Annotated in this window: 13 protein-coding genes and 1 riboswitch; of the genes, 6 read left to right on the forward strand and 7 right to left on the reverse strand. The window is 51.4% G+C overall.

The genetic code is table 11. The annotated features are described in order from the left end of the window. The first annotated feature begins 76 nt into the window (after positions 1 to 76). Genes D8682_RS08230 through D8682_RS08240 form a run of 3 tightly spaced genes read left to right on the forward strand, consistent with a single transcriptional unit; the run spans position 77 to position 3,107 of the window. The gene (locus D8682_RS08230; protein ID WP_064548478.1) at positions 77 to 835 is read left to right on the forward strand and encodes an endonuclease/exonuclease/phosphatase family protein; all 759 of its coding nucleotides are present in this window, start codon (positions 77 to 79) and stop codon (positions 833 to 835) included. Beyond that, on the forward strand, positions 832 to 2,088 hold the full coding sequence (gene clsB, locus D8682_RS08235; protein WP_121814007.1) for a cardiolipin synthase ClsB: 1,257 nt from the start codon (positions 832 to 834) through the stop codon (positions 2,086 to 2,088). The genes D8682_RS08230 and clsB overlap by 4 nt, the downstream gene beginning before the upstream one ends. After that, positions 2,088 to 3,107 (forward strand): YbhN family protein, encoded by a 1,020-nt coding sequence (locus tag D8682_RS08240; RefSeq protein ID WP_121814008.1) that lies wholly within the window; start codon positions 2,088 to 2,090, stop codon positions 3,105 to 3,107. Before clsB ends, D8682_RS08240 begins: the two co-directional genes overlap by 1 nt. Before the next feature lie 12 nt (positions 3,108 to 3,119). On the opposite strand, the gene D8682_RS08245 is transcribed toward D8682_RS08240, so the two are convergent. The 6 genes from D8682_RS08245 to moaA form a co-directional block, all read right to left on the reverse strand. After that, positions 3,120 to 3,830, reverse strand: coding sequence for a Bax inhibitor-1/YccA family protein (locus tag D8682_RS08245; protein ID WP_064548485.1), 711 nt, complete (start codon positions 3,828 to 3,830; stop codon positions 3,120 to 3,122). A gap of 87 nt (positions 3,831 to 3,917) precedes the next feature. Continuing rightward, complete coding sequence (moaE, locus tag D8682_RS08250; protein ID WP_121814009.1) at positions 3,918 to 4,370, reverse strand: molybdopterin synthase catalytic subunit MoaE; 453 nt, start codon at positions 4,368 to 4,370, stop codon at positions 3,918 to 3,920. Between the two features lies 1 nt (position 4,371). Then, positions 4,372 to 4,617 carry a molybdopterin synthase sulfur carrier subunit gene (moaD, locus tag D8682_RS08255; RefSeq protein WP_121814010.1) on the reverse strand — a complete coding sequence of 82 codons (246 nt, stop codon included), beginning with the start codon at positions 4,615 to 4,617 and terminating at the stop codon, positions 4,372 to 4,374. Continuing rightward, the gene (moaC, locus tag D8682_RS08260) at positions 4,610 to 5,107 is read right to left on the reverse strand and encodes a cyclic pyranopterin monophosphate synthase MoaC (protein WP_121814011.1); all 498 of its coding nucleotides are present in this window, start codon (positions 5,105 to 5,107) and stop codon (positions 4,610 to 4,612) included. Before moaC ends, moaD begins: the two co-directional genes overlap by 8 nt. Before the next feature lie 3 nt (positions 5,108 to 5,110). Beyond that, positions 5,111 to 5,623 (reverse strand): molybdenum cofactor biosynthesis protein B, encoded by a 513-nt coding sequence (gene moaB / locus D8682_RS08265; protein WP_064548493.1) that lies wholly within the window; start codon positions 5,621 to 5,623, stop codon positions 5,111 to 5,113. A 24-nt stretch (positions 5,624 to 5,647) separates the two neighbouring features. After that, a complete protein-coding gene (gene moaA, locus D8682_RS08270) occupies positions 5,648 to 6,637 on the reverse strand; it encodes a GTP 3',8-cyclase MoaA (RefSeq protein WP_064548495.1) in 990 nt (329 codons plus the stop codon). Beyond that, a riboswitch (molybdenum cofactor riboswitch) is annotated at positions 6,625 to 6,753 on the reverse strand. It overlaps the preceding gene by 13 nt. A 205-nt stretch (positions 6,754 to 6,958) precedes the next feature. Here moaA and yvcK point away from each other — a divergent pair. Then, positions 6,959 to 7,867 (forward strand): uridine diphosphate-N-acetylglucosamine-binding protein YvcK, encoded by a 909-nt coding sequence (yvcK, locus tag D8682_RS08275; RefSeq protein ID WP_121814012.1) that lies wholly within the window; start codon positions 6,959 to 6,961, stop codon positions 7,865 to 7,867. 349 nt (positions 7,868 to 8,216) lie between these two features. Continuing rightward, on the forward strand, positions 8,217 to 9,203 hold the full coding sequence (locus D8682_RS08280) for an IS110 family transposase (RefSeq protein WP_121813607.1): 987 nt from the start codon (positions 8,217 to 8,219) through the stop codon (positions 9,201 to 9,203). A gap of 166 nt (positions 9,204 to 9,369) precedes the next feature. Here the strand turns inward: D8682_RS08280 and uvrB are convergent, their stop codons facing one another. Further along, the gene (gene uvrB / locus D8682_RS08285; protein WP_064548502.1) at positions 9,370 to 11,385 is read right to left on the reverse strand and encodes an excinuclease ABC subunit UvrB; all 2,016 of its coding nucleotides are present in this window, start codon (positions 11,383 to 11,385) and stop codon (positions 9,370 to 9,372) included. 14 nt (positions 11,386 to 11,399) lie between these two features. Between uvrB and D8682_RS26715 the strand changes: the two genes are divergently transcribed. Then, positions 11,400 to 11,768, forward strand: a complete 369-nt coding sequence (locus D8682_RS26715) for a hypothetical protein (protein WP_064548504.1) — start codon at positions 11,400 to 11,402, stop codon at positions 11,766 to 11,768. Positions 11,769 to 12,039 lie beyond the last annotated feature (271 nt).

Here is a 12,039-nt window from a genome sequence, read left to right on the forward strand (position 1 = left end):
TTCTGTAACCCGACACCTATTTGTGACAGAGACTACACTTTATTTTCAACGCGATGATAACAATGCCGGGAGAAGCATGGGTAACAAGACTCAGCACTTTTCCTTTAAAGTGCTCACAATTAATACACATAAAGGTTTTACCGCACTCAACAGGCGCTTCATTTTGCCGGAGTTGCGCGACGCGGTACGCGCCGTTTCTGCCGATATTGTCTGCTTGCAGGAGGTGATGGGCGCTCACGAAGCCCACTCCCTGCGGGTCGAAAATTGGCCGGAAACCAGCCATTACGAATTCCTCGCCGATAGCACGTGGAGCGAATTTGCTTATGGGCGCAATGCGGTTTATCCCGAAGGCCATCACGGCAATGCCGTGTTATCACGTTTCCCCATCAGCCATTTTGATAACCGCGACATCTCGGTCGAAGGACACGAAAAACGCGGCATGCTGCACTGCCAGATAAACCTTCCCGGCGCGAATATTCGAGCCCATGTCATTTGCGTGCATCTCGGTTTACGTGACGCGCACCGCCAGGCCCAGCTCAACATGCTTTGCCAACTGGTGAATGAACTCCCTGAAGGCGAGCCAGTGGTGGTGGCCGGTGATTTCAATGACTGGCAACAACGCGCCAATCAGCAACTCAGGCAAACCGGCCTGGATGAAGTCTTCACCCGCGCATCGGGCCGCCCGGCACGCACTTTCCCTGCCCGCTTTCCCGTTCTGCGCCTGGACAGGATTTATGTAAAAAATGCCTCTGCCAGCGCCCCTACTGCACTGCCGTTGCAACAGTGGCGGCATCTTTCTGACCATGCGCCATTAGCGGTGGAGATTCATCTATGAAAAATAGCTGGCGTGACGGCAACTGTATTTCGTTACTCGAAAATGGCGACCAGTTTTTCCCGGCGGTGTTTACCGCCATCAGCCAGGCGCGTAGCAAAGTGCTGCTCGAAACATTTATCTGGTTTGAAGATGATGTCGGTAAGCAGTTACATGCCGTACTACTGAATGCTGCTCAGCGTGGCGTTAGGGTGGAAGTTCTGCTGGATGGCTACGGTTCACCGGATTTAAGCGATGAGTTTGTGAGTGAACTGACAAGCGCTGGCGTGATGTTCCGCTATTATGACCCGCGCCCGCCGCTGTTCGGTATACGCACTAATTTGTTCCGCCGTATGCACCGCAAAATCGTGGTGGTCGACAGCGCGGTGGCGTTTGTCGGCGGCATTAATTACTCCGCCGAACAGATGAGTGATTATGGCCCTGAAGCCAAACAGGATTATTCGGTCAAAGTTGAAGGGCCAGTGGTACAAGATATTTATCAGTACGTGGTTTCCAACTTGCCGGGTCACGATACCAAACGCCACTGGTGGCATCGCCGCCGCAATCCCGCACAAGAAAACCTCAAACCCGGAGAGGCGCAAGCGCTGTTTGTCTGGCGCGACAATAACCGGCATCGCGATGATATCGAACGTTATTACCTGAAAATGCTCGGCAAAGCGAAGCGTGAAGTGATCATTGCTAACGCCTATTTTTTCCCCGGTTACCGGCTGCTTCATGCGATGCGCAATGCCTCACGACGCGGTGTCTCAGTGAAGTTAATCGTGCAAGGCGAGCCGGATATGCCGATTGTCAAAGTGGGTGCTCGCCTGCTGTACAATTATTTAGTGCGCTCGGGCGTGAAGATTTACGAGTACCAACGCCGCCCGCTGCACGGCAAAGTCGCGCTGATGGACGACCACTGGGCAACCGTCGGCTCCAGCAATCTTGATCCGCTGAGTTTGTCGCTCAACCTTGAAGCCAACCTGATTATTTACGATCGTACCTTTAACGAAACTCTGCGCCAAAACCTGAGCTGCCTGATAGCCCAGGATTGTCAGCCCGTCGACGAGTCCATGCTACCAAAACGAACCTGGTGGAATCTGGGGAAAAGCGTGCTGGCGTTCCACTTTTTGCGCCACTTCCCGGCGATGGTTGGCTGGTTACCCGCACACACCCCAAAACTTGCCCAGGTGATGCCGCCAGCACAGCCGCAACTGGAAACCCAGGACCGAATAGATGCAGAAGTTGAGGCTGAAAACCCGGGGGTAAAATATTGATGTCGCACTCGCACCCAAAATGGCGCAAAGCGAAGAAAATCCTCACCTGGCTATTTTTTATTGCCGTTATCGTGCTGTTGGTGGTGTATGCCACAAAAGTGGACTGGCCGGAAGTTTGGGAAGTGATCCGCAATTACAACCGTCTGGCACTGTTTAGCGCGGTCGGTCTGGTGATTCTGAGTTATCTGATTTATGGCTGCTACGACCTGCTTGCGCGGGCGTATTGCGGGCATAAACTGGCAAAGCGGCAGGTCATGCTGGTGTCGTTTATCTGTTACGCCTTTAACCTGACATTGAGCACCTGGGTTGGCGGCATTGGTATGCGTTACCGGCTTTATTCGCGCCTTGGCCTGCCGAGCGCCACGATTACGCGCATTTTCTCGTTAAGTATCTCCACTAACTGGCTGGGTTATATCCTGTTGGCAGGGGTGATTTTTACCGTTGGCGTGGTGCAATTACCGGCTCACTGGTACATCGACGAAACCACGCTGCGCATTTTAGGCGGCGTGCTACTAGCGATCATTGCGGTTTATCTGTGGTTTTGTGCCTTTGCAAAGCATCGCCATATGACGATCAAAGGCCAGCGTCTGGTGTTGCCATCGTTTAAATTCGCACTGATGCAGATGGCGATTTCAAGCTGTAACTGGATGGTGATGGGGGCGATTATCTGGCTGTTGCTGGGCCAGCAGAACAACTATTTCTTTGTTTTAGGCGTGCTTTTAGTAAGCAGTATTGCGGGCGTCATTGTGCATATTCCTGCGGGGATTGGCGTGCTGGAGGCGGTGTTCATTGCGTTGCTGGCGGGTGAACATGTCAGCAATGGGACGATTATTGCCGCGTTGCTGGCGTATCGCATGCTTTACTTTATTGCCCCACTGCTGCTGGCGATTGTTTGCTATTTAGTGCTGGAGAGTCGGGCGAAGACGATGCGGGTGAAAAATGAGAAGAGCCTGGAAGAAAACAACCCTCACCCCAGCCCTCTCCCTGCGGGAGAGGGGGAAAAGAAAGGGTTAGGATGAGGGTGACAGGACTTAGCGGCGGTTACCGAAAATACGCAACAACATCAGGAACAGGTTGATGAAGTCGAGATACAGCGTCAGTGCGCCAAGAATCGAATACTTACGCATGGTTTGCGTATCGCGAGTATCAATTTGCTCGCCAATGTTTTTCAGCTTCTGCGTGTCATAAGCCGTCAGGCCGACAAACACAATGACGCCGATATAGGTTATCGCCCACATCATCGCCGTGCTTTCCAGCCAAATGTTCACCAGCGATGCCAGCACAATGCCGATCAGTGCCATAAACAGCATGTTGCCAAAACCGCTTAAATCACGCTTGGTGGTGTAACCGTACAGGCTCATCGCACCGAACATGCCGCCGGAGACCACAAAAGTACTGGCGATGGATGAATAGGTGTAGACGATAAAAATGCTTGAAAGCGTCAAGCCAGTCAGTGCCGAGTACAACATGAACAAGCTGGTTGCCATACCCGCGCTGAGCTTATGCACCATGCCGGAGAGCACAAATACCAGCCCCAACTGCACGATGATCAACCCGAAGAAAGTGATTTTGCTGGAAAAGACGAATTCCATCACCGCTGGCGTATTTGCAGCATACCAGGCGACAAATGCCGTCAGTAACAGGCCGCAGGTCATCCAGCCATATACTTGTGCCATATATGCCTGCAAGCCAGTACGGGCCTGCTGGACAATAGTGTCATTGGAACGTGGGAATCGATCCATGATGCTTCCTTAAGTTAATTACGTTGACCGAATTTCAGGCTCGAAGGCCTGTACTTTAAGATTAACACAACTGTATGAAGGTGCTTGTTACCAGCGTTTGGCCGCTTGCTTATCAGTTTCGCGAGCTTCTACCCAGCGCTCCCCTTCAGACGTGGCTTCGCGCTTCCAGAACGGCGCGCGCGTTTTCAGATAATCCATAATGAATTGTGCGGATTCGAACGCTGAACTGCGATGTGCGCCCGTCACGCCAACAAACACGATCTCGTCACCAGGCCACAATTCACCAATGCGGTGAATCACACTAACGCGCTGTAACGGCCAACGAAGACGTGCTTCTTCAATAATTTCCGCCAGCGCCTTTTCGGTCATGCCCGGATAATGCTCCAGCGTCAATGCGCTCACGCTATCGCCAAGATTGTGATTGCGTACTTTGCCGGTAAACGTCACCACCGCGCCGTCTTCATCGCACTGCGCGAGCCACTGGTATTCGTCGCCGACGTTGAAATTCTCGTGGCTGACACGGATTCGAGTGTTTTCCATTTTAACCGCCTGTGACCGGAGGGAAAAAGGCGACTTCATCACCGTCGCTTAGCGGGTGATCGAAACTTACCAGTGTCTGGTTGACGGCAGCCAGCAGTTTGCCTGACTCGAGCGCCAGCGCCCAGCGCTCGCTTTTCGCAGCCAGATTCTGGCGCAGTTGTTCGACATTGCTAAAACTCGCATCCAGTTTCAGGTTGTCGCAATCAACCAGTTCACGTACCTGGGCAAAAAACAGCACGTTAATCATGTTCTGTCACCTTGCTATCCGCCTTAAAGTCGCCAGATTTACCGCCGCTTTTCGCCAGCAGGCGAACCGGGCCGATCACCATATCTTTCTGCACCGCTTTGCACATGTCGTAGATGGTCAACGCGGCAACCGACGCAGCAGTTAACGCTTCCATTTCCACGCCGGTTTTACCGGTCAAACGGCAGACAGATTCGATGCGCACACGGTTATGTTCAGGTTCAGCCGCTAAATTGACTTCGACTTTACTGAGCATTAGCGGGTGGCAAAGAGGAATCAAATCCCAGGTGCGTTTTGCGGCCTGGATCCCGGCGATTCGCGCCGTGGCAAAGACATCACCTTTATGATGGCTGCCTTCAATAATCATCGCTAATGTTGCGGCTTCCATGGTGATAAACGCTTCGGCACGCGCTTCACGCACGGTTTCTGCTTTGGCGGAAACATCAACCATGTGCGCTTCGCCAGCGGCATTAATATGAGTCAGTTGCGACATAATTTATTTCTTGAGATGTGGATGGAAATTACAAGGGCGCACGCGAGCATCCAGTTGAGGCTGGATGATATTTTCCCACGCGGTATGGCACGCTTTCGTGGAACCTGGCATGGCAAAAATAAGCGTGCGATTCGCAATACCGGCCAGGGCACGAGATTGCAGCGTCGAGGTGCCGATTTCTTCAAAAGAGAGCATGCGGAAAACTTCACCAAAACCTTCGATTTCACGGTCAAACAACGGCAGTAACGCTTCGGGCGCCTGGTCGCCATCGGTAAAACCTGTCCCACCGTTGATTAGCACCACCTGGACTTCATCCTCAGCAATCCATTGAGAAACCTGCGCGCGAATGGCGTAGCGGTTTTCTTTAACAATCGCTTTGGCAACCACTTTGTGACCCGCGTCAGTGGCAGCCTCACGCAGATAATGCCCTGAAGTGTCGTCGTCTTCACCGCGGCGGCTTGAAACAGTCAGAATGGCAATATGTAGCGGGATAAATTCACTACTCGTCTGGCTCATTGAGATTTCCCTATGTATATGATTTTAACCGCCGATGTAGGACAGGTTTTGGGTAATGCCGGTTTCACCGTCATGCAGGAAATGGGTCTGTTTTTTGTGGGTCAGGGCTTCAGCGATACGCGCTTCAAGCTCCGTGATTTGCTCGTCGCTCGCCAGCAAATCACGCAATGAAATGCCCTGCTCGCCAAATAAGCATAGATGCAGGTTGCCAACGGATGAGACGCGCAGGCGGTTACAACTGGCACAGAAGTCTTTTTCGTAAGGCATGATCAGGCCAATTTCGCCCTGATAATCTGGATGGCAAAAGACCTGCGCCGGGCCGTCACTACGGCTGCGGAGTTGATGTACCCAGCCGCGAGCCAACAACTGGTCGCGAATGATTTTGCCCGAGATGTGGTGTTTGCGGAACAATTCGCCGCCATCGCCGGTTTCCATCAATTCGATGAAACGCAACTGGATAGGACGCGGTTTGATCCAGGCAAGGAAGGTATCGAGTTCGTGGTGGTTCACATCGCGCATTAGCACGGTATTCACTTTTACACGCTCAAAACCGGCAGAGAACGCGGCGTCAATGCCGTCCATTACCTGACGGAATTTATCCTGTCCGGTAATCGCGTGAAACTGACGAGCATCAAGACTATCTACGCTAACGTTCACTGCCGTCAGCCCGGCATCACGCCATTGCTGGATGTCGCGCGCAAGGCGATAACCGTTGGTTGTTACGGCAATCTGGCGAATGCTGGCGTTTTCATGTACCGCAGCGATGATGTCAGTGAAGTCTTTACGTAAAGAGGGTTCACCACCCGTCAGGCGTACTTTTTCAGTACCCAGGGCGGCGAAAGCGCGCGTAACGCGGCGAATTTCATCGACGTTGAGGAAACTTTTATTTGCCACACCGTGAGGCTTGTAGCCATCCGGCAGGCAATAGTTGCAACGAAAATTGCAAACGTCGGTAATAGACAGACGCAGGTAAAAAAACTTACGAGCGAATGCGTCGGTAAGTTGAGTAGCCATGTACACCTTCCAAATACGGGAGATGCAGGCATTTCTTTCTGCACCCTGGTGACTCAAGGTCACGGCCAAAGCACCGTATCTTTCGACTTAGGTCCAGAGGCTTAGTGTGTGTTAGAGCGATAGTAGCGCGTGATGGAGTTCAACGCCATAACAGCTTTCGCTATATAAATATATACATAGCGAGACAATCGCTCAATTTCGCTACAGACTACGCCAAAAGCGATCTTTTGCTTTGATATACATCATTATCGCCCTAGCCAGGATCGTATTTTGAGATCTTTTACGCTACCTTATTTCGATAGTTCGTCATAAGGAAAAGTTATGCGCAATCGTACGCTTGCGGATTTGGATAGAGTGGTTGCACTGGGCGGTGGACACGGCCTGGGCAGGGTTATGTCCTCTCTCTCCTCTTTAGGTTCCCGTTTAACCGGCATTGTTACCACCACTGATAACGGCGGTTCTACCGGGAGAATCCGGCGCTCTGAAGGTGGCATTGCCTGGGGCGATATGCGTAACTGTTTAAATCAGTTAATTACTGAACAGAGCGTTGCTTCGGCCATGTTTGAGTACCGTTTTGGCGGTAATGGCGAACTTTCAGGGCATAACCTTGGAAACTTGATGTTAAAGGCACTTGACCACCTGAGCGTGCGGCCTCTGGAAGCCATCAATCTGATTCGTAACCTTCTCAAAGTGGATGCGTTTCTGATTCCGATGTCTGAACAGCCAGTGGATTTGATGGCGACGGATGCAGATGGCCATTTTATTTACGGTGAAGTGAATATTGACCAGCTTTCCTCACCGCCGCAGGAGTTGTCGTTATACCCGCAAGCCCGCGCCACACGCGAAGCGTTGCAGGCCATTGGTAAAGCCGATTTGATTCTGATTGGCCCGGGTAGTTTTTATACCAGCCTGATGCCGTTACTGCTGCTGGAAGATATGGATCAGGCGCTGCGTCGCACACCTGCGCCGGTGGTGTTTATCGGTAATTTAGGCAAGGAATTAAGCACCGCTGCGGCAAGCCTGTCGCTTGGGCAAACTCTGGACATCATGGAACAGCGTGTTGGTAAGCGCATTATTGATGCCGTGGTGGTTGGCCCGCAGGTAGATGTTGCTGAAATCACCGACCGTGTGGTGATTCAGGAGCCTCTGGAAGCCTGTGATATTCGCTATCGTCACGACCGTCAATTGCTACGCCAGGCGCTGGAAAAAGCTGTTCAGCAACTGGGATAGGATGAGCGATTGCTGTCGGATGACGCTGCGCTTATCCGACCTACAAGTGCATGATTTCGTGAGTCGTTGTAGGGTGGATAAGCGATTGCGTCATCCACCGTTTGCGTCAGTTTTGTCGGATGACGCTGCGCTTATCCGACCTTGTATCTTGAACCGGTAGCTGGTTAGCTACCGGTTACATGAAACGGAGGAAGCTTGTATCCGACCTGAAGACCTCGATCTTCCGACGTAGCTTAAGCCCTCCGTTTCACCTTTCACGCCACTCAAAATCCGAACGGTAACCAGAAGCTCTGACTTCGCATGTACAAGGCTGGAATGGCGTGTTGGTTCACGTGGAAGGAGATGAAATATGGCTTTTCTCGGTGCTGATATCAGCAAAAATAAAATAGATGTCTGTCTGCTTGTTGCCGGTATTAAGGGTAAGAAAAAGCAGAAAGTCTTCACCAATGAACCCTGTGTGGCCCGCAAAATCATCGACTGGCTGGAGGCCCAAAAATGCGCCTCTGATAATATGACAGTCGTGATGGAAGCCACGGGTATCTACCATGAGAATCTGGCGTATGGGCTTCATGATGCGGGGATTTCTGTCTGCATGGCCAATCCATACCGTGTCCGTGAGTTTGCCTGCGGAATGGATATCCTCACGAAAAATGACACAGTGGACGCATTTGTGCTGGCCTGTTATGGCGAGCTGAAGCATCCCGATGCCTGGGTCCCACCGTCAGTTGAAGTCCGTAAACTCAGGGCGTTGTTGCGTCAGCGCGACGCGCTGAAAGAGGATGTGCAGAGGACGGCCAACCGGCTTGAAAAAGCGCATTCAACCTCGACACCACGGGAGGTCATAGGCTCACTGGAGCGGACACACGGCTGGCTGAGTGATGAACTGGAACGGATAGAAAAGCTCATTACTGACCACACAGATAACGACCCGGGACTGAAGGCCGATCTGGAGCTGCTGAAATCGATAAAATGTGTGAAGGAGCAGGTGGGACGGGAGATGCTGGCACTACTGAAAGACGGGACGTTCAAAAGTGCCTCGCAGGTGGCAGCGTATCTGGGAATAACACCGGTGGAGAGAGTGTCCGGCAGTTCGGTACGCGGGCGGGCACATATGTCAAAAACAGGCCCCTCAATAGTCAGAGCCAAACTGTATGTAGCAGCCCTGAGTGCAATCCGGTGGAATAAACCCGCGAAGGCGATATATGAAAGGCTGGTAGCGAAAGGTAAGGCGAAAAAAGCGGCGCTGGGTGCAGTGATGCGTAAGCTGGTACATATGTGCTTCGGCGTACTGAAAACCCGATTACCATGGGATGAAAATTATGCAGCTACCGCTTGACGTCCAAGACGGTAGCTACAAGTGCATGATTTCGTGAGTCGTTGTAGGGTGGATAAGCGATAGCGTCATCCACCGTTTGCATCAGTTTTGTCGGATGACGCTGCGCATATCCGACCTACAAGTGCATGATTTCGTGAGGTGGATTAGCGTTAGCTACAGCCACCCGTTACGACGCAGCGATAAACAATTGCCGTAACTCGTGCAACTGGTCACGGAGTTGTGCAGCTTCTTCAAATTCCAGATTCTGCGCATGCTCCAGCATCTTCGCTTCCAGTTGATGAATTTTCTGTTGCAGGGCTTTCGGCGTCAGGATGATTTCATCATCTTCAATCACGCTGCGCGCTTTGCTCTTCATCCGGCCTTTGGTTTTCGCCATACCTTCGCCAAGCTGCAGCACATCCACCACTTTCTTGTTCAGCCCCTGCGGCGTAATGCCATTTTCTTCGTTGTATCGTTGCTGTTTCTCACGGCGACGCTCCGTTTCACTAATCGCTTTTGCCATGGACGGGGTGATTTTGTCACCATATAGAATGGCTTTACCGTTGATGTTACGTGCCGCACGACCAATGGTCTGAATGAGCGAACGCTCAGAACGCAGGAAACCTTCTTTATCGGCATCCAGAATGGCCACCAGCGACACTTCAGGCATATCCAACCCCTCACGTAGCAAGTTGATGCCTACCAGCACGTCGAACTCGCCAAGGCGCAAATCACGAATGATCTCCATACGCTCGACGGTATCGATATCTGAGTGCAGATAACGCACCCGCTCGCCATGCTCTTCCAGATACTCTGTCAAATCTTCGGCCATACGTTTGGTCAGCGTGGTGACCAAAACACGTTCGTTGATTTCAACACGTTTACGAATCTCGGAAAGCAAGTCGTCAACCTGGGTGCCAACTGGACGCACTTCGATAATCGGGTCCAGCAAACCCGTTGGCCTGACAACCTGATCGACAACATCACCACCTGATTTTTCCAGCTCGTAATTGCTGGGTGTTGCCGAAACATAGATGGTTTGCGGAGCCAGGGCTTCAAACTCTTCAAATCTCAGCGGGCGGTTATCGAGTGCTGATGGCAGACGGAAGCCGTATTCAACCAGGGTTTCTTTACGCGCCCGGTCACCTTTGTACATGCCGCCGATTTGCGGAATAGTCACGTGGGATTCGTCGACCACCAGCAGGCCATCTGCTGGCAGATAATCGAAAAGCGTTGGTGGTGGCTCGCCAGGGCCACGCCCCGACAGGAAGCGCGAATAGTTTTCTACCCCAGAGCAGTAGCCCAGTTCGTTCATCATCTCTAAATCGAATTGAGTACGTTGCGACAGGCGCTGCTCTTCAAGCAGTTTGTTGTTCGCCAGCAAGACCTTTTTACGGTCAGCCAGTTCCACCTTAATTTCTTCCATGGCTTGCACAATACGTTCACGCGGGGTGACGTAATGTGATTTAGGGTAAATGGTGAAGCGCTGAATCACCTGGTCTATTTGCCCGGTCAGGGGGTCGAATAGTGAAAGCCGTTCCACTTCTTCATCAAACAATTCGACCCGTAACGCTAAATCGTCTGACTCTGCCGGGAAGATGTCGATGACTTCCCCACGCACACGGAAAGTCGCGCGCTGGAAAGCCTGGTCATTACGGGTGTATTGCAGTTCGGTCAAACGGCGCAAAATAGAGCGCTGATCGATGATCATCCCTTTGGTGAGATGCAGCATCATTTTCAGGTAGAGATCCGGATCGCCCAGGCCGTATATCGCCGACACCGAAGCCACCACAATCACATCACGCCTTTCGAGTAACGCTTTGGTGGCTGACAGGCGCATCTGCTCGATATGTTCATTCACCGAGGAATCTTTTTCGATAAAAGTATCGGAGCTCGGGACGTAGGCTTCAGGCTGGTAGTAATCGTAGTAGGAAACAAAGAACTCAACCGCGTTATCCGGAAAGAACTCTTTCATCTCGCCATACAACTGCGCCGCAAGGGTTTTGTTCGGTGCCAGCACCATGGTGGGGCGTTGCAAATCTGCAATCACGTTCGCCACGGTAAAGGTCTTACCGGAGCCTGTCACACCCAACAGTGTCTGATGGGCAAGCCCGTCTTGTAGCCCCTCTTCAAGGCGGCGAATGGCCTCTGGCTGATCGCCAGAAGGTTTGAATGCTGAATTTAATTTGAATGCTTTACTCATGAAGAGGCTACCTGATGAAGAAACGAGCGGGCCGGAGGATAATTTTACTCAGCACAGGAAATTTTGCCAGAAAAAGATACTGGATGAAAAACCAGTTCCTTGCACAAAAGTTTATGATACGGCCTCTTTTTGCCGTTTGGTTTACCGGTAAAACATTCCTCCCTCAGATATTTCAGCTGACTAAAATGGTTATCCCCAGATTTTTTTACCTTTTAACATTTGTCAAGCAGTGTCATAAAAGCGCAAGGAACATCTGTGGCACTTTTATTGCAGCGATTGATTTTATTCAACTCATTAATTTTAAACAGCTATTTGATAAAGTCTGGTTTAGCGCCAATTCATGTGCAAGCCGCGCCAGTCCTCGCTTACCGCAAGTTCTCTAACTCTAATGCACATGGTTATCCACAGGAATAGTGGATAACTGCTCTCAGCCCTTTTGCAGCGCAGACCGCAAAAAACCCTAAAATCTCTGTGAGTGGCATCAAAAATATTTTTCATCATTATTTTTGTCTTATTTTTGCTTAAAGATGAGCCACCTTTTCTTATGATCCTGCTCACGAATTGCGCATTATCATGGAGCAACTCTGCTCTCTTGCACCATCCCTGGCAGTGACCAGCACTGACAGAGTGCATTCGTCTTTTCGAGTCGTAGGC

The organism is Buttiauxella sp. 3AFRM03 (assembly GCF_003675305.1).
Lineage (GTDB): Bacteria > Pseudomonadota > Gammaproteobacteria > Enterobacterales > Enterobacteriaceae > Buttiauxella > Buttiauxella ferragutiae.